18 protein-coding genes and 1 tRNA gene are annotated in these 23,085 nt (G+C 36.7%); 6 read left to right on the plus strand and 13 right to left on the minus strand.

The window, feature by feature from the left end; all coding sequences use genetic code 11:
• Positions 1 to 321 precede the first annotated feature (321 nt).
• Positions 322 to 1,203: a winged helix-turn-helix domain-containing protein gene (locus KORDIASMS9_RS05200; protein ID WP_240321135.1), complete on the minus strand. Its 882-nt coding sequence runs from the start codon at positions 1,201 to 1,203 to the stop codon at positions 322 to 324.
• 127 nt (positions 1,204 to 1,330) lie between these two features.
• Between KORDIASMS9_RS05200 and KORDIASMS9_RS05205 the strand changes: the two genes are divergently transcribed.
• Both KORDIASMS9_RS05205 and KORDIASMS9_RS05210 read left to right on the plus strand, forming a co-directional pair.
• Positions 1,331 to 1,900: a YceI family protein gene (locus KORDIASMS9_RS05205; protein ID WP_114901825.1), complete on the plus strand. Its 570-nt coding sequence runs from the start codon at positions 1,331 to 1,333 to the stop codon at positions 1,898 to 1,900.
• Between the two features lie 9 nt (positions 1,901 to 1,909).
• Positions 1,910 to 2,503, plus strand: a complete 594-nt coding sequence (locus KORDIASMS9_RS05210; RefSeq protein ID WP_114901826.1) for a hypothetical protein — start codon at positions 1,910 to 1,912, stop codon at positions 2,501 to 2,503.
• 4 nt (positions 2,504 to 2,507) lie between these two features.
• Here the strand turns inward: KORDIASMS9_RS05210 and KORDIASMS9_RS05215 are convergent, their stop codons facing one another.
• The 9 genes from KORDIASMS9_RS05215 to KORDIASMS9_RS05255 form a co-directional block, all read right to left on the minus strand.
• Positions 2,508 to 2,891: a VOC family protein gene (locus tag KORDIASMS9_RS05215; protein ID WP_114901827.1), complete on the minus strand. Its 384-nt coding sequence runs from the start codon at positions 2,889 to 2,891 to the stop codon at positions 2,508 to 2,510.
• A gap of 83 nt (positions 2,892 to 2,974) precedes the next feature.
• The gene (locus tag KORDIASMS9_RS05220; RefSeq protein WP_114901828.1) at positions 2,975 to 3,646 is read right to left on the minus strand and encodes an SDR family NAD(P)-dependent oxidoreductase; all 672 of its coding nucleotides are present in this window, start codon (positions 3,644 to 3,646) and stop codon (positions 2,975 to 2,977) included.
• A gap of 94 nt (positions 3,647 to 3,740) precedes the next feature.
• A complete protein-coding gene (locus tag KORDIASMS9_RS05225) occupies positions 3,741 to 4,631 on the minus strand; it encodes an AraC family transcriptional regulator (RefSeq protein ID WP_114901829.1) in 891 nt (296 codons plus the stop codon).
• A 344-nt stretch (positions 4,632 to 4,975) separates the two neighbouring features.
• Positions 4,976 to 6,442, minus strand: a complete 1,467-nt coding sequence (locus tag KORDIASMS9_RS05230; protein WP_114901830.1) for an efflux transporter outer membrane subunit — start codon at positions 6,440 to 6,442, stop codon at positions 4,976 to 4,978.
• A gap of 305 nt (positions 6,443 to 6,747) precedes the next feature.
• Positions 6,748 to 7,251, minus strand: a complete 504-nt coding sequence (locus KORDIASMS9_RS05235) for a hypothetical protein (protein ID WP_114901831.1) — start codon at positions 7,249 to 7,251, stop codon at positions 6,748 to 6,750.
• Between the two features lie 83 nt (positions 7,252 to 7,334).
• Positions 7,335 to 10,526: an efflux RND transporter permease subunit gene (locus KORDIASMS9_RS05240; RefSeq protein ID WP_114901832.1), complete on the minus strand. Its 3,192-nt coding sequence runs from the start codon at positions 10,524 to 10,526 to the stop codon at positions 7,335 to 7,337.
• A gap of 107 nt (positions 10,527 to 10,633) precedes the next feature.
• Positions 10,634 to 11,860 (minus strand): efflux RND transporter periplasmic adaptor subunit, encoded by a 1,227-nt coding sequence (locus KORDIASMS9_RS05245; RefSeq protein ID WP_114901833.1) that lies wholly within the window; start codon positions 11,858 to 11,860, stop codon positions 10,634 to 10,636.
• Positions 11,861 to 12,293: 433 nt separating this feature from the next.
• Complete coding sequence (locus KORDIASMS9_RS05250) at positions 12,294 to 13,103, minus strand: hypothetical protein (RefSeq protein WP_114901834.1); 810 nt, start codon at positions 13,101 to 13,103, stop codon at positions 12,294 to 12,296.
• Positions 13,104 to 13,252: 149 nt separating this feature from the next.
• Positions 13,253 to 15,604 carry a TonB-dependent receptor gene (locus KORDIASMS9_RS05255; RefSeq protein WP_114901835.1) on the minus strand — a complete coding sequence of 784 codons (2,352 nt, stop codon included), beginning with the start codon at positions 15,602 to 15,604 and terminating at the stop codon, positions 13,253 to 13,255.
• A 115-nt stretch (positions 15,605 to 15,719) separates the two neighbouring features.
• Between KORDIASMS9_RS05255 and KORDIASMS9_RS23920 the strand changes: the two genes are divergently transcribed.
• Positions 15,720 to 15,848 carry a hypothetical protein gene (locus KORDIASMS9_RS23920; RefSeq protein ID WP_256387005.1) on the plus strand — a complete coding sequence of 43 codons (129 nt, stop codon included), beginning with the start codon at positions 15,720 to 15,722 and terminating at the stop codon, positions 15,846 to 15,848.
• A gap of 541 nt (positions 15,849 to 16,389) precedes the next feature.
• On the plus strand, positions 16,390 to 19,311 hold the full coding sequence (locus KORDIASMS9_RS05260; RefSeq protein WP_114901836.1) for a GEVED domain-containing protein: 2,922 nt from the start codon (positions 16,390 to 16,392) through the stop codon (positions 19,309 to 19,311).
• A gap of 273 nt (positions 19,312 to 19,584) precedes the next feature.
• Here KORDIASMS9_RS05260 and KORDIASMS9_RS05265 read toward each other — a convergent pair.
• Both KORDIASMS9_RS05265 and mce read right to left on the minus strand, forming a co-directional pair.
• Positions 19,585 to 19,658: transfer RNA gene (locus KORDIASMS9_RS05265), tRNA-Ile, on the minus strand.
• 57 nt (positions 19,659 to 19,715) lie between these two features.
• Positions 19,716 to 20,117 (minus strand): methylmalonyl-CoA epimerase, encoded by a 402-nt coding sequence (gene mce, locus KORDIASMS9_RS05270; protein ID WP_114901837.1) that lies wholly within the window; start codon positions 20,115 to 20,117, stop codon positions 19,716 to 19,718.
• A gap of 95 nt (positions 20,118 to 20,212) precedes the next feature.
• Between mce and rbfA the strand changes: the two genes are divergently transcribed.
• Positions 20,213 to 20,605 (plus strand): 30S ribosome-binding factor RbfA, encoded by a 393-nt coding sequence (gene rbfA, locus KORDIASMS9_RS05275; RefSeq protein ID WP_162820137.1) that lies wholly within the window; start codon positions 20,213 to 20,215, stop codon positions 20,603 to 20,605.
• Positions 20,606 to 21,817 carry an ABC transporter permease gene (locus KORDIASMS9_RS05280; protein ID WP_114901839.1) on the plus strand — a complete coding sequence of 404 codons (1,212 nt, stop codon included), beginning with the start codon at positions 20,606 to 20,608 and terminating at the stop codon, positions 21,815 to 21,817. It begins immediately after the preceding gene.
• 221 nt (positions 21,818 to 22,038) lie between these two features.
• Here KORDIASMS9_RS05280 and dusB read toward each other — a convergent pair whose 3' ends face one another.
• Positions 22,039 to 23,031, minus strand: a complete 993-nt coding sequence (gene dusB, locus KORDIASMS9_RS05285) for a tRNA dihydrouridine synthase DusB (protein WP_114901840.1) — start codon at positions 23,029 to 23,031, stop codon at positions 22,039 to 22,041.
• Positions 23,032 to 23,085 lie beyond the last annotated feature (54 nt).

Genomic DNA, 23,085 nt, shown 5'->3' on the forward strand with positions numbered 1-23,085 from the left:
TTGTTTTTTGGGTTTGTCTATTTGTTTTTTGATGCGTCACTGCGAGGAGCTTGCGACGTGGCAGTCTGTTTCTAATATAAACGAAGCTTTCTTTGAAAAAATCTCACTACTCAATACTTATAGCTACTATCTCTTTCACCACGAATACATGAATTTTTTCTTTGTTGATTTAATCTGTCATTCCTAAGATGATACGTTTTGAATTGCTTTCTTCTCTAAAAAACATACACAACTAAACCAATAAACTCTCACTCACTGTTATGTGAAGTTGAATCAAGTTCAACTTGACGAAGACCTTTCATCTAAAAGGCAAAGCCGCGTCTAACTCCCAAGTTCCAACTTATACCCAACACCGTGCACATTGGTGATTTTGATGCGTTCGTCGTCTTTGAGTTTTTTACGGAGTTTGGAAATGTAGGTGTCTAAACTTCTTCCCACGATCACGCCATTGTCTTCCCATACTTTTTTGGTCAATTCGTCGCGGGTAACAACTTGATTTAAGTTAGCAGCAAAAATTTGTAATAGCTCACATTCTTTTTTGGAAAGATTGATTTCTACAGCTTGCATTACCAATTTGTTTTGTGTCGGATAAAAATAGAAGCTTCCGATTGTGGCATAATTCTCTGTCGTTTCATCGAACGCTTTTTGGTTGTCATTTTTGCTCGTTTTCTTTCGGAAGAAGAACAATTCCATCACAATGAAAATTAACAAAATGAGTCCATATAGTATAGCAGAAATCGTGAAAATGGATGCTTTTTTAGACGTGAATCGCACGTGAATCGTATAACAGTTGCTCGGTAAGTAGCGACTTGCACAGGGAATGATGGTATTTTCTTCTTGGAGACTCATTTCGTAACTGTACGCTACTTCTTCATCTGTACATTGCAATACTTCTACACGGTATTTTTCAGGCAATTTGGAGCGTTTGAAGCTTTCTGCAATGATAGAAACCATTGCATGAGGTTCAAAAGTTAACTGCTTTTGAAACGAAAGTTTGTAGGTATAGTTTTTTATTTCTCTGATCGGCAAAATTAACGACGTAGAATCTTGTTCAGACAGTAATAATTTATTGCCTACATCGCGCAACGCAATTTTTACCTTTTCTGAAAATTCTTTTTGTTGCTCATTTTGGGTTGAAAATATCCACACACTCAATGCCGCAATTACCAATATGCTATAAATATAGATTCTCTTTTTACTCATAACGACCGTAAATAACAGACAATTTCGCGACTTTTTACAACTGTTGACACTTCTTTTACACTTTTTTGACATTTTTTAATACGACTCCAAGCTAGTTTTACTTCGAAATCAAAAAATTATAGAACAGATGAAAAATTTAGTACACCTTATCGCATTGGTTTTTGTGACACAACTTTATGCGCAAGAAGTTTCAACCAGCGAAAAATTGCCAATCAACACTTCCAAAAGTGACATAAAATGGTCGTGCGATTATAGTTTTTATTTTAATGGTCATTATGGATTGGTGAATTTTGAAGAAGGTTATTTTACGAAAACTGACGGCAAAATTTCAGGCGGCAGTTTTGTAATTGACCTCAACACTATTCGCGCAACAGACATGGAAGCTGAAGGCAATGAAAGCTTGACGAAACATTTGAAAGATCCTGATTTTTTTGATGTGAAACGATTTCCAAAAGCGACTTTGGTGATTACCGATATTACCTATCATGACGCCACACATTTTGAAGCAAAAGCTGATATGACCATTAAAGGTGTTACGGAACCTGTAAAATTTCAGGCGGAACTTGATTTTGCGACTAAAACGATGACAACAAAGTTTAAAATTGATCGTACGCGTTGGGGAATTAATTATAATAGTGCAATAAAAGATAGCGCCATTTCCGACGCTGTTGGTTTTGAAGTGAAATTAAGTTTGTAATTTGTAGGTATGAAAAATAGGATATTCTTTATAGTATCGTTTTTGATCTCTTTTGTAAATTTTGCACAAGAGCTTAAACCACCTGATTTGTTAACGTCTGAAGCTTCTTGGGGAAAAGAAATTATTCAGATGCCAATACATTTTGCGCCACAAATTCCGTATAAAGGTGTAGAAGAAATCCGTTTTTCACCCGATTGGTCCAAACAAGACAAAGATGGGTATTGGTCGTATGTATTTGTGTGGGATATTGATTTAAAAACGCTATTAACTTCCCAACAACTCGAAATTGATGTGCAATACTATTTTGACGGATTGATGGCAGTTGTAAATAAAGATAAAGACAAAAAACTACCAAAAACCGTTGCGCTATTTCTAAAAAAAGAAGTCAAACCGAATTATGTTTCTTTTGTTGGAAAGCTTCAAATTTACAATTCATTTCACACCAAAGATATCATGGTACTTAACTGTACTGTAGCACAATTTTATTGTCCGAAAAAGCAAAAATCGATAGTGTTGTTTCGTTTTTCTCCGAAAGAATTGGAACACAACATTTGGAACGAATTGAATGCAGTTACACTTGCAAAGAAACCTTGTAAACACTAGTTGTTTAAACATCATCATTCACTTCAATCCAATAGCCGTTTGGATCTTGAAAGTACACTTGTTGAATGCCGTCTTTGCGAACATAGTCTTTGGTTGGCGTGCCACGCCAATCGGAATACGGAATTTCTAATGCTTTTAAAAACTTTACAAAGCCAATAAAGTCCACTGTTGCCAAGGCAAAATGAACGGCTTTATTGGTTTTTATGTCAGCATTCGGACGCGGAATTAAGTGCAACTGTTTGTTTTCTCCCATTGACAACCATCTCGTTTTAGAATCGGAAGCTGTGTTTGGAATTTCTTCAAATTGAAATACTTTTTGATAAAACGCAACAGACGCGTCCACATCTTTTACGGAAAGTGCAATATGATTGAATGAGAATGTGTGCATGTTTAGATTTTGCTGAATTTGGATGAAAATCAACGTAAATATAAAAGGAATACGTTCACTTTAAAACTTTACAGCAACCTAAATCATACAGACACTTCATGCGTTTCTAATAATTGTAAAAAACTTTGCGTGACTTCTTGACAAATTTTTACATCGTTGTGTGTGCAATTCTTCATTAAAATTGGATCAAACGTGTGAATGTGAAGTGATGTATTTTTAAATTCTTTCGCAAGTAAAACAGTTAACATTTCCAACGAAGCTTTCGCAGTTGCATACGCTGTCATTTGGTAATCTCCATAACAGAAATCACTTTTTTTCATGTTTTCAATCTGTCCCATCGCACTGGAAATATTCACAATATGCGCTTCTTCGCTTTGTAATAACAACGAATGCATGGTTTGAATGGTTTGCAATACAGAGAAATAATTTTCTTCGTACAATTCTTTGATCTCATCTATATTCAATTGCGCAACTTTCTGACCAAAACCATTCGCAATTTCAGCATTGTTGACCAATACATCCAATTTCCCGTATGCTTCTTCAATATATTTTACGAGATTTTGAATATCATTTTTATTTGTAAAATCAATGGCTACGACTTGTATATTTTCAAGTTGTTGCTGCATTAATTGTTCATACATTTTGCCTTTAGCGGCTAGAATTACGGTGTAGTCTTGTTTTTGTAAAATAGAAGCAAATTTATAGCCTAAATCGTTTCCTGCTTCTGTAACTAATGCTATTTTCTTTCGGTTCATACGGCATCTTTTTTTAATTAATTACATCACAAAGTTCCGAAGAAGTTGTATAAAGAAATAACCAATTTGTAATGCATACTGACACAAATAGCGACTATTGTGCTTGGCGGAATTTATTTGGTGTCAATCCACTAAATTTCTTGAAGAAACGCGTAAAATGTGTAGGTTCTTGAAAATTGAGTTGGTACGCAATTTCAGCAATGTCCATTGCCGTAAAAGACAACATCGTTTTGCTCTCTAAAAAAACACGTTCTTGGATGATGTCTTTGGCGGTTTTTCCCGTAATTTTTTTTACGATTGTCGTCAAATAGTTTGGAGTTACGTTGAGTTGTTCCGCATAATCACTCACGTTTTTAGAATCTACATAGAGTTTGTCTACCAATTGTTGAAACTGCTGCGTCAATATTTGACCGCGTGATAAATGACTTTCTGTAGTTTTGTAACGCTCGTAAATAGATTTACAATTATACAATACTGAAACGAGCATTCCTTCTAGCATTTTTTCTTGATACGGATGCGGGTTTTGAAACACTGAATGCATGCGCTTCATATCAAATTCTAACGAAGCTTGTTCTTCAGACGTCATTAAAAAAACGCTGTTTTCTGAAAGTTTTAAAAAAGGAAATTCTTCTGTTAGATTGGTAACCGTTGACGAAATAAATTCTTTTCTAAATTGAATGTGATATCCTTTTGTTTCTGAATCGCGAACCCAAGAAAATACTTGTCCTGGCACCACAAACCAAAGTGGTAATTGCTCTAGCGCCACTTCATTGGTGTTCAAATTTATTTTGCTGTTTCCAGTAGCACTCAGAATGCCAATTTGATAAAATCCCTGTCGGTATGGTGGCATACACTTTCTACAACTCGGATCTAGTGATTCTAACGTGAAGATATCAAACGCTGGAATATGGCTTTTATGGTCGTATCCTGTAGCTTCGTGCAAATCATTGCTAAAATTGAAAACAGGAATGTCTTTTTTTGTCATAAAGTAAAGTTAGACAATTATCACAAATGACCAAAATCTACGGAAAGATGATTTTTTAGTGCTTATTTGTTATAAAATATTCGTCGTAAGAATTGTCCAAATTAAAATACTTGCGCTTGCTAATAGTACGTTGATTAAGGTAACTTTGATTGCATTTTTCATGATATTGAGTTTTTAGTGAGTGTTAATTTGTATAGTATAAAAGTACTACCGATTACAGGTATTTGGTTAACCAAAAAAAGGGGTAAAATGACCAAAATCTAATCATAAAAAAACAGCGACACTCATTGCTGAGAAATCGCCGTTTCTGTCCAACACTAAATGATGTCGTTATGAATTTTATATTATTTTGAAGTCTCTTTTGTTTGTAAGTCTTGGTACTTTTGTTGTAATTCTTGATCAGAAATGATTTCCCATCCGCCACCTAAAGCTTTGTAAATAGCAATTAAAGACGTCATAGATTGCGTTTCGCTGATTGCCAATCGGTTTTCGGCTTGAAGCAAGGTGTTATCAGCGTTTAAATAATCAATAAAATTATCCAATCCTGCGTTGAAGCGTTGTTGCGCAAAGTTTTTTGCTGTAGCGCTCGCTTCTGAGGATTGACGCAATAGTTCTCTACGTTGCAACTCGTTGGTATAATTGCTCATCGCCGTTTTGATTTCTTCCAAGGCTTCCAAAACCGTTTTTTCATAGTTTTGTAGCGAAGCTAATGTTAAAGCATCTTCTTTGTTAATTTGTTGTTTGACGCGACCTAAATTAAATGCTGCCCAACTGATGCTTGGAAATATATTCCAGGTAAATGATTCATTGCTTCCAAAGTTGGAGAAATCTACCGCAGAAAATCCAATGCTTCCGCCAAATTGAATTTTTGGGTACAATTCCGCTACCGAAAGATTGTATTTCGCAATTTGAATCTGCAATGCTGCTTCCGCTTTGCGCACATCGGGACGACGACGTACTAACTCAGAAACATCACCTACAGAGACACTTGTTGGTAAACTTGGCAATGGTTTTTTATTGATAATTGTAGTGTCTAAATTTCCAGGAATTTCTCCGATTAATACGCTCAAACTATTTTTTAAAGCTTCAATTCGCGCGGTTAATGGCGGAATGGTCGCACGTGTATTTTCTAACTGTGCCAAGGCTCTAGAAACATCCAAATTATTGTTGATTCCTGACTTGGAAAGTCGCACGGTTAAATCATAGGTTTCTTGTTGCCCTTGTAAATTTCGTTGTGCAATGTCCAGTTGATATTGTGTGCCGCGCAGTTCCATATAATTACGTGCTACTTCTGCAAAAATCAATATATACGTAGCTTGCATGTCTGCGATGGCTACTTGTTGATTGGCATACGCGCCTTTGATTCGGTTAGAAACTCTTCCAAACAAATCGGTTTCCCAAAACGCATCAAAACTGCTATTATACGTCGTAAATGTAGGATTGCTTCCTGGCACAAAAATATTTTCCCCTAAACGTGTTCTGGTATAATTTCCATTGGCAGTTACCGTTGGGAATCGGTCAAATTTTGTACCTTTTAAGGTAGCGCGTGAAGCATACAAATTGGCAACTGCCGCGTTGATATCTAAGTTGTGTTTTCTTGATTTTTCGATTAAGCTATCCAACACAGGATCGTTGAATTTCGTCCACCATTCAATAGTGACAGCGGTGCTTTCAAAAGCTTCGTCTGCTAAGTTTTCGGTTAAATATTCTTTGTTAATGTCAACATTAGAATTGACTTCAAAATCTCGCTTTGTGATTCCACATGAAACCAAGATCAGCGAAACAATCGTAATTAGTGTTAGATTTTTCATTGTAGTATGTTTTTGTAAATTCTTTTATTTTTTTGATACTACAAATGTACTTTGCCAAACAGCTTCATGGATAACCAAAAACAAGCTAGGAATGACCAAAATGTAAGATTTGGGGAAGATTGGTTTGTTTTTTGGTATTTTATAGTGTAGGATGAAAAATGTAATTCGGTCTCGTATACCAAAATATAGGAATCTGAATTGAGTTCAGAATGACAAATTTGTTTTCCTTCCGAGGATCGAAAAGTAAACAGTTACGTTGACAAAAAATAAAAAAAGTAAACAGTTGCGTTTACTTTTTATAAAATTCACAAGACAATGTTCAAATAATTAGCAATGATTTCTTTGGACGTTTTATGATTGAGTTGGTGTTCTTCAAACATATCCAAAAATAGTTTTTTGATGTTTTCGGCTTCTGCATCGCTCATGTTTACCGGCAATGTTTTGTCTGCCAATAAAAACGGGTAGGCTTCTGTGATGCGTTTCCGCGAAAGCGTTCTTCTATAAAAATCTTCTGAAAAAATGATATAGAAACCTTCCCAATTGGGCGCAATGTCCCACTGTAATATTTGATAGGGCGAATTGAAAAAAACGGTTACTTTTAAATTTTCTGTAGAGAAATTGCCTGTTTTCGCAAAACCTTCTCCGTCCAATTTGATGGCAATGGCATAAAACTCATGTTTAAAAGGCTCCATACGTTGCTGCACCGTTTTCATATTGTCTTGAAAGTCACGAATGTCAAAATCGTTCCATTGTGGCGGTGAAATATTGATGCCTTTGCAATACGCTTCTAATGTGGAAAAATGATTCAAAGAATGTTGTTTCTATCTTATAAAAATACACAAAAAAATCCGCTTCGATTGTGAAGCGGATTTTATAGTTATGAGAAATCTGATTACGTCAACACTACATTTTCTGTATTTGTTGTTTCAACAGATATTGTTGGTTCTTGTGTTGATTTTCGCGTTGTTAATTTTCTACCTAAGTAATAGAAAACTGGCGTTAAGAAGATTCCGAAAATGGTAACTCCCAACATTCCACTAAAAACTGCAATTCCAAGAGAAACTCTCAATTCAGAACCTGCACCCGTTGCAATTGCGAGTGGCACAACTCCTAAGATAAACGCCATTGCCGTCATTAAGATTGGACGCAAACGCAGTTTTGAAGCTTCTATGACTGCCGTTTTTAAGTCTTTTCCTTGGTCTTCTAGTTGCTTGGCAAATTCTACAATTAAGATGGCATTTTTACTTGCCAAACCTACCAACACAACGAGTCCGATTTGTACCATGATGTTGTTGTCTAATCCTGCTAAGTCAATTCCGATCATCGCAGAAAGTAAGACCATCGGTACAATAAAGATGACAGCTAATGGAAGTACGAGACTTTCAAACTGTGCCGCTAAGAGTAAGAATACAAAGATAACTGCGAGTAAAAAGGCAATTGCTGCGGTGTTTCCTGTTTGTTTTTGTTGGTATGCCATTTCTGTCCATTCAAAGGAGATTCCTTGTGGCAACACTTCTGCCGCTAAGGCTTCCATTTTGTCCAACGCTTGACCTGTACTGAAACCTGGCGCAATGTCTCCCACTAAAGAAGCCGAAGGATATAAGTTGAAACGTGCAATACGATTGGGACCTGCAATGTCTTTTTGTGTACTAATGGTTCCGAGTGGCACCATTTCACCTTTGTTATTTCGTACTTTGATGCGAGAAATATCGTCTGCCGTCAATCGGTTTGGCGCATCGGCTTGTGCCGTTACTTGATAGGTTCTGCCTAAGTAATTGAATTCGTTTACAAACGCTGATCCCATGTACACTTCTAGTGATTGAAATACGTCACCAACATCAATCCCTAATTGTGCTGCTTTTACGCGATCAATGTCTAAATATACTTGTGGTGTTTGTGTGTTGAAGAACGTAAATACACTACTCAACGCTGGATCTGCATTTGCTGCGGCAGCCAAGCTATACGTTGCGTTTAGTAAAGCTTCTGAACCTAAATTTGCTTTGTCTTGTACCATCATTCTGAATCCTCCCGCATTTCCAATTCCTCGTACCGATGGTGGCGGAATTACCACGACAAACGCATCGTCTACTTGCGACATTTTTCCTCTTAATGTTCCTAACAATTCTTTGTAACCAATTCCTTTTTCGTTACGAATATCAAAATCTTCAAGTGTTACGAATATTGCTGCTGCGTTGGATGCGTTGGTAAAGGAAGCGCCGTCAAATCCTGTGAAAGATACGGCAGTTTCTACACCGTCAACTTCTAATAAAACATCTAAGGCTTCTTGTACTACTTTGTCCGTTCTGCTTAAAGAAGATCCTGGTGGTAATTGAATCGCCGTAATGAAATATTGTTGATCCATTGCTGGTACAAACCCTGAAGCGACACGGTTAAATTCAAATCCCGTAAAGGCAATTAATCCAAAATATACAAACATGACCATGGCACTTGCACGAACGAGTTTGCGAACGCTGTTTCCATAACTTTCCGAAAGCCAATCCATAAAACGATTGAAACGATCGCCAATAAATTTAAAAGGACGTAGTAAAAATGGTTTTTTCTTGTCTGGATTATGTTCCTCGTGACGCATCAATAAAGCTGCCATGGCTGGACTTAAAGTCAACGAAACAAATACGGAGATTGCCGTTGCAACCGCAATGGTTAATCCGAATTGCTTGTAAAATTGGCCTGAAATTCCGTCTAAAAATGTCGTTGGAATGAAAACGGCAATCAATACGAGTCCTATCGCGACTAACGCGCCACCAACTTCATCCATCGTTTTACGAGCGGCTTCTTTTGGTGAAAATCCTTCTTTTAAATAGCGTTCCATGTTTTCTACCACCACAATCGCATCATCCACTACAATTCCAATGGCTAATACCAATCCGAATAAAGTTAAGTTGTTGAGTGAAAACCCTAATAGTTGCATCACGGCAAACGTGCCAATTAAAGAAACTGGAATGGCTAAGATTGGAATAATTGCGGCTCTCCATGATTGTAAGAAGAGTAAAATGACAAAGATAACTAACAATACGGCTTCAAAGATCGTGTGGTATACTTCGTCTACTGATTTTTGTACAAATTCCGTTGGATTGTAGGCAATTTTATAGGCTAAATCTTCTGGGAAATTTTTTGATAATTCGACCATTTTTGCTTGAATTTCAGCAGCAGTTTCCAACGCGTTTCCGCCAGGTTGTTGAAATATTGGCATCGCAATCGCAGGATCTTTTCCTAAGTATCCTTTGGTTGCATAGTTTTGTGCGCCCAATTCGGCACGACCGACATCTTTTAATTGAACTATACGACCGTTTTCTCCCGATTTGATAATGATGTTTTCAAAATCTTCTGTGGTTACTAATTTTCCTTGTGTTTGAATGTTGATTTCAAATGCGGATTGACTTCCAGATGGTAAGGTGTTTAATGTACCACTCGCAATTTGTACGTTTTGAGAACGCAATGCGGCAACAACTTCACCAGCTGTCATGTTGAAACTGGCAACTTTATCAGGATCTAACCAAATGCGCATGGCATATTCTGCAGCACCAAATAATTGAATGTCTCCAATTCCCTTGATTCTGGCTAATTCATCTTTTAATTGGAGTGTTGCATAGTTTCCAATATAAGTTTGATCGTAGGTTTTGTTTGGTGAATACATATTGACCACTAGTAAGATGTCTGGCGCAATTTTTTTCGTGGTAATTCCCAAACGACGTACCGATTCTGGTAATCTTGGTTCGGCAATCGCTACACGGTTTTGTACTTGCACTTGCGCTCTGTCTAAATCGGTTCCGAGTTCAAAGGCAACTTGTAGTGTTACACGTCCGTCCGCAGATGATTGCGACGTCATGTAAATCATGTTTTCTACACCATTGATTTCTTTTTCTAAAGGAGAAGCAACCGTTTGTGAGAGTGTTTCCGCGTTGGCTCCTGGATAGGTAGCAACTACCTCAACAGTTGGTGGCGCTACGTCTGGAAATTGTGATACGGGAAGCGACACGTATGCTAATCCGCCGACGATGAGAATTAAAATGCTCAATACGGCTGCGAAAATGGGTCTTTTGATAAATATATGACTGAATTTCATGAGTTCTAAATGTGTTAATGTTGGACATGCGTATCCTTGTCGCCCTTTGATTTAGTGTGATAATTTACTGTAAAAGCGATCGTTAGATACCGATATATTTTTGGTTGTTATTCTGCGTTTGCGACAGTTAACAAGGATTTGTTTGTGTATTGAAGTATTGTTTCTATTGGACGTACCACAACGCCTGGACGAATTTTTTGAATGTTGTTTGTGATTAATTTGTCTTCGGCTGTTAAACCGTTTCTGATAATTCGTAATCCGTTGGTATGTAATGGACCCAACGTTACGTTTTTAGTCATTATTTTATTGTCTGCTCCTAAAACATATACATACCGTACCGATTGATTGGTTCCGATGATTTCGTCTGGAATCATGATAGCTTCGTGTTCCGCACTTCCTAGTAAACGTGCTTTTCCGAACATTCCTGGCTCTATGAAACCGTCTTTGTTGTCTAAAACAGCACGACCTTCAATGGTTCCTGTGCTTCTGTCAATTTCGTTATCTACGAAATCCATCGCACCTTCGTGTGCAAAATCATTTTCGTCTTGTAATTGTAAGAATACTGGATTTGCGGTTGATCGTGAAGATCCGCGTTCTCCGTTTCGCGCCAAGCGTGCATATTTAAGAAAATCTGCTTCGCTTCCGTTAAAGTAAAAGTGAATTGGACTCGTAGCAACTACCGTTGTGAGTAAGGTTGAGTTTGCCGATCCGCCATCAATGAGGTTTCCTTCGTTCACCATATCGCGACTTACACGTCCTGAAATTGGTGCTTTTACGTTGGTGAAGTTTAAGTTTAAACGAGCATTGTCCACAGTAGCTTGTGCTAATTGTACAGCAGCTTTTGCGCCCGCTACAGCTTGACTACGGCGATCGTATTCTTCCATAGAAACGGCACCAGAAGCTTTTAACGATTGTACTCTGTTAAAGTTGTCTTCGGCTGTTTTTAAGAGTGATTTTGATTGTGCCAACGTTGCTTTTGCTTGCGCTAAGGCAATTTTGTACGGACGTTGATCTATCGTAAATAAAACGTCTCCTTTGTTGACATGTTGTCCATCTTTGAAGCTTACTTTTTCTATGTATCCGCTGACTCTAGCGCGAACTTCTACGCGGTTACTGGCTTCAAATCGTCCTGTGTATTCGTCCCATTCGGTAATGTTATCAACTACAGGAGTTGATACTTCCACAGCTAATGCTGGTGGGATTACTTCTGTTGTTTCTGCTTTTGTGTCATCTGCTTTTGTAAAAGCGACCACTACTAATGCTAGTGAAATCAATCCTACAAATGCGAAGACTTGTAGTGTGATTTTTTTGGTGTTTAGATTGAGTGTTTTCATTGTATTATATTTTTAGTTTTTTGTGATTCTATTTTTTTGATGGTACAAATGTAGCTGGAGACGTATCGCATCTGTTAACCAAAATCACATCATAAATGACCAAAATGTAAGATTTGACCATTTTATCACTTTTTTACACTCTTTTTGATCGTTTTTAGAAATGTTTTTGATCAATTTTTAGGGAAGAAAGTTATTTTGATTGCTTGAATTTTATGTAAATCACTGAAAAACAGCCATGAATTGATTGGTTTTATTTGTGCTTGTAGCGAATTTTTTAAATGATCAAAAAGTTCGGTTTTTTCACGTTAATGATAACTAAAAAACCTTCCTGTTTCCAGAAAGGTTTTTGTCCTTTAACATTGATATCTTATCAAAAGAGGTTTGCTTGGTTTATATAATACCAATTTACCGTGAAAGGATTGAAAATACATTCCTATTTTACCGTTAGAGACACTATTCTTTCCACTTCGGTAAACCGTCTGTCAGGTATCCGGCGTTTCATACTAGTAAGTCTGTACACTTCATTTATTCTAAGCATCACTTTCGTTCCAGGACGCGATTGTCTAACTTGAGTTCCTAACGCCACATTTACCCTACTTTTACCCTTTACTGAGACTGAATTTACTTTGGTCGGTGGGCCAAGGCTTAATTGTGCTAAAACATCAATAGAGGTTATCGAATAGTTTGCTTCTTCTGGCATTAGGGCTGCAAAATTTGGATCTGGAATTATATTAACGATGATTCTAGAAGTTTTGGGAACAGGAATGCTACCGTCGGTTTTTTTACTATTAATAAATAATTCTACACTAGGTTTAGGAGGCATTATTACACTAACCGTTTCCGACCAGTTGTATGGAATGGTATCCAGTGTAGCGCTGTAGTTAATTGTATGATTTCCTGTAGTTTTTGGAATAATTTCCCAATAATTTGGCGTACTTCCGCTTTTAGGGATCACCAGAAAATTGGCATCAGTCATTATTTTAAAATCAGAAAACCCTTCTAGCGCATCAAACTGTAGTGTATTCCGGCAATTAGCATATAATACTCTTGATCCTAAGATACGAGGCGCTGTCATGATTTTTGGCGGACTTTGTATAAATATCGTATCCGCTGGCATGGTTATAGTTTTGGGTTCTTCGGTCGCTTTTTCTTTAGTAATATCAACTTTCTTTTCTTGGGTAGAATTGCACGAATAAGTCAATATGACAACTAGCAAAAACGGAAAAAGGGATTTATTTATCATTCAAGTAATTTTTTAGTACGTACGTATTTAAAATGTGTTAACAAGATACATGATAATTTTTAGTTCCTTTATCGCTTCTTCTTATTGCTTAAAAAAAGCCTCTCAATTTCTTGAAAGGCTTCTGTATATTTTGAGAATTTTACACTACGTTAAAAATCTATTACAATTCCCAAACTTGGAATTACTTGTCCAGAATCGGTTTCTATTTGTTGTAAACTTCTTGGTTGTGCAATGTTTCCACTCATATCTCTTGTCAAACCGTATTGTGGGTTTTGCGGAATGTCTTGTCCTAAAATATTTTGCGCTTCTATAAAGACGTTTAATGACAGCTTTTCAAAGTTCCACTTTTTATCAATTCGAAGGTCTAACTGACTGAATACATCTAAGTCTTCTTCGCCCAAACGATTATAATCCAACACTACTTCTGGATAGTTTGCCAACGTTGCCGCTTCATTTGTTGGCACAAACGGCGTATTTCCTGCAAAACGATAGCGTGCACTTACTTCCCAGTTTTTCTTTAATTTGTAACCTCCTGTAAAGGAAATTAAATGACGACTGTCCCAAACTGAAGGAATGAACTCATTGCGGTCAAATCCTGTAAATTCACTGTAAAAGAACGTATACGCAAAAATTCCGTAGAAATTATTAGTCAGCTTTTGCTGAAATTGCAATTCCAATCCGTAGCTTCTTCCTTGTCCAACTGTTTCCACGTCTTCACTTCCCAATACTTCAAAATCGGCTCCTTTATTTGCTAATGAAACGCCATCTAACACAGAAACTGGGTAATCGTCATATCGTTTGTAAAATCCTTCTAAAGAAATACTAGATGACGGACTGAAATAATGTTGCAATCCAATGACATAATGATCACTTACGGTGTATTCTGAATTTTGATTGATCAACATTCCCTGACTGTCTCTAAATCCTAAGATTGTATATGGTGGAAGTTTGAAATAACGCCCAACAGAACCATTTAAACGCCAGTTTTCTGCAAATTCGTACGAAGCAGACAATCGTGGTGAAAAGGTAGAAAGCAAGTTGTCTTCACTTGTAAATGAATCATCATCCATTCTAAAACCAAAAGAAACATCTAATTTATCATTAAAGAAACTCTTGGTCACATTCGCAAAGAAACCATATTTCATAAAGTCAATTTCCGTATTGAAAGCGATGTTATCGGTTAGGTTGATCGTGTTATTTTCGTAATCAGAATATTGCGCGTTGAAACCTGTCGTAAATTTCCAATCGTCGTAAAATTTGGTGAGTTGATAACGAAGTTTAGTTTCAGACTCGCGCGAATCGTTGTTGAAAAATACGCCCGTTTCATTTTCAGGATCGTCATAGCGTGTAAATTCGTTCACCAAGGTATTATTACTCAACGTCGTTTGCATGTATCCTGAACCATCTTTGAAACGTTTTTTCCATGTTACACCAAGTGCATTGGTTCGCTGATTTATAAACGGTGCTTGTTCTAGCTGTGCTTGTTGTTCCGCATCGAAATCGTCGGGTGCTTCCACCGAAAAATCATCAATAGAACCCAAACCGAGCAAACTAACCGTATTAAACGCATCAATTTCATGTGCTACTTTAAATTGATAATCCCAATAATTTGGTCGGAATGGCAAACCGATCGCTTCAAATAAAAATTGCAAATAACTACGACGTACCGAAGCCAAAATGGTGGTTTTGCTTTCTTCGTTATTTCCTTTAAAAAGTGGTCCTTCTAGCGTAAGCGCTGCTTCACTGGCACTTACACGAAAGTTTCCCGTAAAATTTCTGGCATTTCCGCTGCGCTGACTGAATTGTAAGGTTCCCGATAATGGATTGTCATATTGTGCGCCAAACGCCGAAGTAGACAATGTTACATTGTCAATAAATGATACATTAATCATTCCTACAGGTCCGCCCGCACTTCCTTGTGTACTAAAGTGATTGATGTTCGGAATTTCCATGCCATCCAAATAATACACTGTTTCGTTGGGCGCACCACCACGAATGATTAAATCGTTTCGAAATCCACCAATGGATGGTGAAACTCCTGGAAGCGTTTGCGCTACTTGTACCACATCGTTATTACTTCCTGGATACGTTGCAATTTCCACAGCAGAAAGCGATTGTGTGGAAAGCGGTGTTTCTTTTGGGCGACTAATTTTGTCGGCATTGGTAATAATTACTGCATCTAAAAATTCTTTGGATTCTTTTAGCGTGAAATTATATGCAGGTGTTCCTTTGGAGCGAACAATAATGTTATACTCTGTCTGGTTTTCAAAACCTTGATAACTTACGGTAAGATTGTATGAACCTGGCGGCACGTTGGTAATTCGGTAATTTCCGTCAAAATCGGTTTGCGCACCATAAGTGGTTCCATCAATAATAACGTTGGCTCCAGGAATTGGTGTTCCTTTTTCATCCGTGACTTTTCCTGCCACTTCTCCTACAACTTGTGCGTTGGTTGTGAAGAACGCACCGAGAGAAATTAATAAAATGATTAGCTTTTTCATAACATAAATAGTAAGTTGTTTCTGTTTTAAGCGTACTTTTGTTTAATATATTTTAATAAATGTTAAACAAAAATAAGGATAATTACTATTTTATCTTGATTTTACGTGATATAATGTGAAAAGTAAGCTGCTGAAACTTCTCAAAAAACTAGATGGCTTTCATGAAGATATTTACCATTCTGGCGAAAAAGATTTACAAAAAATTGCAAATTCACTCAACAGCGCAGAAGATCAAAATTCATAAAAAAGTCTCCCATATTTCCTATTGAGAATTTGTGAAATCGTATTTTAAAAAAGTTGCTTAGAATACTGTACTTGATAGAATACACTTTGATACTATCCCTAAAAACAGTATTTTTATTAAAAAAATTGTATAATTTCTAAAACTGTTTATTAAAAAACGTACACGCATATTATTTTACTTTGCTGATACTAATAACGTTAGCAAACTAAAATATAGCGTAATAGTCTGTAAATCTTATAGAAAAATAGGTATCTGATATTGTTATACGTTGTAAAAATTAACACGTCAGAAAGATTTTAATCTCTATGTGTGTGACAGATTATGTAGTGAATTTTTGATTTCATTCCCTCTAAAAAACAAAAATCATTCAAGGCTTTTCCCATTATAAGATATTAATTTCATGCTCGTTGCAATGATCACATACTTATGCCGAAAACATTTTTGAAATTATGTTAAACAGTCTCTATCTGTTTTTGAAGATACGCATTGTTCATCAAACACAATAAGAGCCAACCATGTATCGAATTAATATCAATATTCTATGAAAAAGTTACTACCAATTCTAATTCTTTTAAGTGCATCATTTGCATTTTCGCAAAACAATCCTACCGTAATTATTGAAGGTGAGTTTATGATGAAAACCATTCCTCTTAGGGACTTTGTAACAAGTCAGGATAAAACCTATAAGGTAAATGAAATACGAATCATAGCCAACAACTTACGGGCAAATGAAAAGTTAAATCCCGAAGGTCTTCCGTTGAACGGCGTTGACCCATTACGACAAACATCTAATGGGAATTATTCCGCTAGTTTTAATTTAGAAGAAAGTTTTGATGGAGTTTCCATTAATGAATCGGGAGGTTCTATCCCGCCAGATCCTACTGGTGCCGCTGGCCCTAATCACTATGTGAATGCGGTAAATACAGTAGTAAAGATTTTTGATAAGATGGGAAACACATTGGCAGGGCCAACACCGTTGGGTACGTTTTTAGGTTCTGGAAATAATTCAGGAGATCCTATTGTAATGTATGATCATCTTGCGGATCGCTATTTTGTAAGTCAATTTGGAGCTGCGTCAAACTCGTTGGTTATAGGAGTTTCTGATACGCCAGATCCGACAGGCGCTTATAATGTGTATGAATTTACTTTTGATTCTTTCCCTGATTACCCACACTATTCAATATGGCCAGATGGATATTACTTAACCGCTAACAAAGGAGGAACCGAAACTGTATTTGTATTGGAAAGAGATGTGATTATAAATGGTGGTCCAAATCCTCAAATTGTCGGTTTTGCATTGCCAGGAGTGGTGAATAACCCAAATACCGTTTTTAGTCCTGAGCCCGCAAACTTATTAGGAACTAATTTCCCTGCGAATGTGCCAGGATATATTGTATATCTACAAGATGACGGATGGAGTACTTCCATAGCCAATGATCATTTGAAAATATGGGAAATTGACATGGATTGGATCAATGCTGCCAACTCCACAATAACAAACCCAATAGAAGTTCCACTGAATGCTTTTGATGCTGTTTTTGCTCCTTTTGGAACAGGTGATGTTGAACAACCTGGAACGACGCAAAAAATTGATATGATTGGTGGAGTGATATCGTATGCCGCAAATTATAGAAGTTTTGGTACACATAATTCGTGGGTAATCACATTTAACGTAGATGTAGACGGAAATGACACGTCTGGTGTACGTTGGATTGAATTAAGAAATAATGCATCCGATAATTGGAGCGTTTACCAAGAAGGTACATACGCACCCGCAGACGGAAGCAGTCGCTTTATGGGATCTGCTGCCATTGATTTGCAAGGAAATATTGGATTAGGTTTCAACATTGCTAGTAGTACAATACCTGTTGGTATTTCCTATACTGGTCGTTTTAGTACAGATCCATTGGGGCAAATGACGATTGCAGAAACGAGTATTGTTAATGGTTTTGGAGTGCAAACTTTTACAAATAGATTTGGTGATTATTCACACCTTACCATGGATCCTGATGGATTTACATTTTGGCATACGGCTGAATATTTTTCGACTAATAATACTTGGCGATCGCGCGTAGCTTCTTTTAAAATATCTCCTGGTTTTGATAATGATGTAGGTATAACTGCAATTGTAAGTCCTCAAAATGGAATCTTAACAAATTCAGAAGCTGTAGAAGTCACTATTAGAAATTTTGGGAATTTAAGTCAATCCAATATTCCCGTAGAACTTAGAGTTGATGGAACATTGGTTGCTTCAGAAGTATTTACGGGTACATTGAATTCAGGCGATGCTACAAATTATATATTTTCGCAAACTATTGATTTGTCAAATGCGGGACAAACGTACACTATAGAAGCAAAAACGGCACTTTCTACGGATCAGTTTGTAACGAATGATCCGTATAGTGAAGATGTGACACATTTATTGAATACTGATGTGGGAGTTATTAGTATTAACGCACCACAAACTGGATCGAATCTTGGGAATGAGACTGTAACCGTAATTGTTAGAAACTTTGGTGCCAATCCTCAAAGTAATATCCCTGTGGAATATAATGTGAATGGAGGCGCTACTATTTCTGAAACAATCACAGCAACGATTAACCCAGAAGAGACATTGGAATATAGCTTTACACAAACTTCAGATTTTTCAAATGTGGGAGCTTACACCATTACAGCTACGACAGTTTTAAATGGTGATGAAATGCCAAGCAATGACAGTACGATTCAAGTCGTTGAAAACTTAATATGTATGTCTACAGCCGATTGTAGTTTTGGAGATGGTTTTCGACTGTTTTCTGTGGCTGAAATAAACAATACTTCTGGATGTGAAGGCTATGGTGATTTTACGAATCAAATTGCAAACTTAGAACCTGGCACTACATATCCATTGACGGTAACAACAAATTATGGCAATCAATATTTAACGGTTTGGATCGATTTTAATGATAATAATGTTTTTGAGATAAATGAAAAGGTAGTGACTGATTTTATAATTGGAGCAAATCAAAACAACGGTACATTTACTGAAACTGTTGATGTATCTATACCTGCCAATGCAAATACAGGTACACACACCATGCGAGCAAAAATAAATTGGAATAATGCAGTTCCTGATGATGCCTGTGAAAATACAGCTTATGGTGAAACGGAAGATTATACCGTAAGTGTTCAAACCTTGAGTGTTGAAGAGTTTGCATTTGGGAATAACTCTGATTTGAGCATTATAGAAAAAGGAGAAAATCAATTTGAAGCTGTATTAAATACACCTTACAATGGTGATGTGTATGCAGCCATATACAACATGAACGGACAGCAATTGAAGTTTAAGAATTTATCCAAATCAGCTCCGAATTCTTATGTGGTTGCATTGGACATGTCGCAAGCTGCTTCTGGTGTATACACGTTAAAAATTGGAGGAATTAAGACAAGCTCATATATTTCCGAGAAATTTATTGTAAAATAACGTTTAAATACAACAACGAATTGTTGGCTTGTAATGGTCTACAAATAAAAAAGCTTCTCGAGAAATTGGGGAGCTTTTGTGTTTTTCTATAGTGATTCTATATTTCGACATACAGAATAAAAACACTTAGGTTCACTTCTAATTACTGCGTAAGGTGCTTTCGTTGAAAATATATTTCCAACTCACCAATGCTCAGCATAAACTTCTCGCCACAAAATTCACTTCATAAAAAAAGCTTCTCAATTTCTCAAGAAGCTTTACGTTTTATAAAAGTGGTCCCACTTGGGCTCGAACCAAGGACCCTCTGATTATGAGTCAGATGCTCTAACCAGCTGAGCTATGGGACCGTAAAAACGGGATGCAATATTACTACTTTTTTTACTTTCGAAAAAATTTATATCGCATTAAATTCGTTCCTGACACAACTCTATCAGCGTGCCATTGGTTGATTTTGGATGTAAAAAGACCACCAATTTGTTGTCAGCACCTTTTTTGGGAGTTTCATTGAGTACAACGAAACCTTCTTCTTTTAAACGTGCCACCTCAGCATGAATGTCCGTTACATCAAAGGCAATATGATGCACACCTTCGCCTTTTTTAGCGATAAATTTTGCAATGGGACTGTCGTCTCGCGTGGCTTCTAACAACTCTATTTTGCTTTCGCCTAGCTGGAAAAAAGAAGTTTTCACACCTTCACTTTCCACTGCTTCCATTTTATAATGTTCTTTGTTGAATAATTTGGCAAATAACCGATTGGAAGCGTCAATATCTTTTACGGCGATTCCGATATGTTCTATTTTATTCACGATTTTTCTTAATTTAATCGTAAAGTTATTGCAATTCGAGAGTAATGTCAACGTTTTGTAGTGTTATTATTATATTTTTGCAGATTATGAGTGATATCGAAAGTAACAGACAGAAAAAAATAGCAAGTGTACTACAAAAAGATTTGGTAGACATTTTGCAAGGTGCAGCAAGAAGTGGCGGATTGACGAACGTTATTATTTCAGTAACAAAAGTGAACGTCACTGTGGATCTTTCCGTAGCCAAAGTATATTTGAGCATTTTTCCACATAATAAATCACAAGAATTACTAAAGGGAATTCAGTCAAACGCGTCTTTAATCAAACATGATTTAGCACAGCGTGTGCGACACCAATTGCGCAAAGTACCTAGTTTAACGTTTTATGTAGACGATTCTTTAGAATACATTGAAAACATTGAAAAATCGTTAAAAGGCGACGAAAACCCAATTGAGGATCGTGATTTATTAGATAAAAGAAAAAAGACGTAATTGAAATTCGCTTTGTACATAGCCAAGCGATATTTGCTTTCTAAAAGTTCGCAAAACGCTATCAATATTATCAACATTGTTACAAGTGTCGTAGTAGTGATTGGTGCCTTGGCTTTGTTCATTGTCCTTGCTGGATTTGCAGGATTAAAAACCTTTAGCTTGTCTTTTAGTAATGATTTTGATCCTGATATTAAGATTGAAGCTGCTATAGGAAAAACTTTTCGCGTCAACGCTTCACAACGTAATGCGCTAGAAGAAATTCCCGAAATTGTATCGTTTTCACAAGTGGTAGAAGAGCGTGTGGTATTGAGTTATAAAAACAAACATCACATCGCCAATATTAAAGGTGTTGATCGCTATTTTAAGGAAGTCAATGCGGTTGACAGTATTTTATATGTTGGAAAGTGGATCGATCCAATTCAGTATCAAGAAGCAGTAATTGGTATTGGTATTTCCAATCTTTTAGGTGTCATTGCGAATGATCCTAGTAATTTGCTCGAAATTATTGTTCCAAAGCCTGGTACAAAAAGTATTACCAGTAGCTCTAAAGCTCCGTATGAGCAAGTAAAAGTGTTCACTAGCGGAATTTATCGTATCAATGAAGATTTGGATGATAAATATGTCTTTACCAATTTAGAATTAGCACAGGAATTATTGGAATTGGAAATCAATCAAGTGACACATATTGAATTTAATATTCTTCCAGAAGCTGATGAAAGCGCAGTGAAAGCACAAATTTCCACTATTTTTAATGACGAAATTAGTACCAAAAGTCGTATCGAATTAAACGACGCATTGTACAAAATGCTAAACACTGAAAACTTAGCTATTTACCTAATTTTCACTTTAGTATTAATTCTTGCCTTATTCAACGTAGTTGGTGCCATTGTCATGATGATTTTAGACAAACGCGGCAACTTAAAAACGCTTTTCAGCATGGGAACCACCGTGAAACAAATAAAGCGTATTTTCTTTTTTCAAGGCATTATTATTACCACTTTGGGAGGATTGTTAGGCATCATTCTCGGAGTTATTGTCGTGTATTTACAATTAGAATACAAACTATTTTACATTACACCAACATTGCCTTATCCAGTAGAATTACAGTTTATGAACTGCATTACTGTATTCTTCACAATTACGATTTTAGGAATACTCGCTTCATATTTAGCAAGTAGACGAATTACCAAAGGGTTTATTGCAAATTCTTGATAGGTTTTTTAGACTTGGCTTCGCCTCTTAGTAGGTTAATATCGCTTCGCTCTTAGTATTTTAGTTATGATTTTCGATTGCCTATAGAACTTGACTAATACCTAATACCCAAAAGCTAATGCCTAGATTTTAGATGCGTTACATTTTGATTAACGAAGTGTTAGCCATTATACTTTTCAATGGTGTAGATTCCTGCCTTCGCAGGAATGAAAAAAAGAATTTTATACAAACTGATGATCCCCAAATTTCTCGTAGACTTCATCCAATACTGTAAAAACACCCGCAGAATCATCCGTAGTGACTAACCGTTGGCGATATTCTTTAAAATGTGGAATTCCTTTAAAGTAATTTGTATAATGGCGTCGGGTTTCAAACACACCTAAACGTTCGCCTTTCCAATCGATAGACATTTGCAAATGACGGCGTGCGGCTTCTACACGTTCATCCATGGTTGGTTTTGCCATGTGTGTTCCCGTTTCAAAATAATGCTTTACTTCTCTGAAAAACCAAGGATAACCAATACTTGCACGACCAATCATAGCACCATCTAAGCCAAATTCGTCACGCATTAACATCGCTTTTTCAGGAGAATTTACATCGCCATTTCCAAATACAGGAATATGCATCCGCGGATTGTTTTTTACTGCGGCAATCGGACGCCAATCCGCTTCACCCTTATACATTTGTGCACGTGTACGCCCGTGAATGGCAATAGAAGCACAACCTACATCTTGCAAGCGTTCGGCAACTTCTACAATTTTGATAGAATTTTCATCCCAACCCAAACGCGTTTTTACCGTTACGGGCAATTTGGTATGTTTTACCATGGCTTCTGTTAGTGAAACCATGAGATCAATATCTTTTAAAATTCCCGCACCAGCACCTTTACTGACAACTTTCTTTACTGGACAACCGAAGTTAATGTCAATAATATCTGGACCTGATTTTTCTACAATCTCTACAGATTTTAACATAGAATCCAGGTTGGCACCAAATATTTGAATTCCAACAGGACGTTCTTTCTCGTAAATGTCAAGTTTCATAGTGCTTTTCGCGGCATCGCGAATGAGTCCTTCCGAAGAAATAAATTCTGTATATACAACGTCAGCTCCTTGTTCTTTGCACAATGCACGAAAAGGCGGATCACTTACATCTTCCATCGGTGCTAAAAGCAATGGGAAGTCTGGCAATTCTATGTTTCCTATTTTAACCACAATTTAGTATTCTATAAAGATTTGGCAAAGATACATGAAAAATTAAAATTGTGT

Source organism: Kordia sp. SMS9 (genome assembly GCF_003352465.1).
Taxonomy (GTDB): Bacteria; Bacteroidota; Bacteroidia; order Flavobacteriales; family Flavobacteriaceae; genus Kordia.

Coding starts and splice junctions, on each gene's coding strand:
- KORDIASMS9_RS05225 (WP_114901829.1), bottom strand. CDS start 4,631: ATGACAAAAAAAGACATTCCTGTTTTCAATTTTAGCAATGATTTGCAC.
- KORDIASMS9_RS05215 (WP_114901827.1), bottom strand. CDS start 2,891: ATGCACACATTCTCATTCAATCATATTGCACTTTCCGTAAAAGATGTG.
- KORDIASMS9_RS05250 (WP_114901834.1), bottom strand. CDS start 13,103: ATGATAAATAAATCCCTTTTTCCGTTTTTGCTAGTTGTCATATTGACT.
- KORDIASMS9_RS05205 (WP_114901825.1), top strand. CDS start 1,331: ATGAAAAATTTAGTACACCTTATCGCATTGGTTTTTGTGACACAACTT.
- KORDIASMS9_RS05230 (WP_114901830.1), bottom strand. CDS start 6,442: ATGAAAAATCTAACACTAATTACGATTGTTTCGCTGATCTTGGTTTCA.
- KORDIASMS9_RS05240 (WP_114901832.1), bottom strand. CDS start 10,526: ATGAAATTCAGTCATATATTTATCAAAAGACCCATTTTCGCAGCCGTA.
- KORDIASMS9_RS05210 (WP_114901826.1), top strand. CDS start 1,910: ATGAAAAATAGGATATTCTTTATAGTATCGTTTTTGATCTCTTTTGTA.
- KORDIASMS9_RS05220 (WP_114901828.1), bottom strand. CDS start 3,646: ATGAACCGAAAGAAAATAGCATTAGTTACAGAAGCAGGAAACGATTTA.
- KORDIASMS9_RS05200 (WP_240321135.1), bottom strand. CDS start 1,203: ATGAGTAAAAAGAGAATCTATATTTATAGCATATTGGTAATTGCGGCA.
- KORDIASMS9_RS05260 (WP_114901836.1), top strand. CDS start 16,390: ATGAAAAAGTTACTACCAATTCTAATTCTTTTAAGTGCATCATTTGCA.
- KORDIASMS9_RS05255 (WP_114901835.1), bottom strand. CDS start 15,604: ATGAAAAAGCTAATCATTTTATTAATTTCTCTCGGTGCGTTCTTCACA.
- KORDIASMS9_RS05245 (WP_114901833.1), bottom strand. CDS start 11,860: ATGAAAACACTCAATCTAAACACCAAAAAAATCACACTACAAGTCTTC.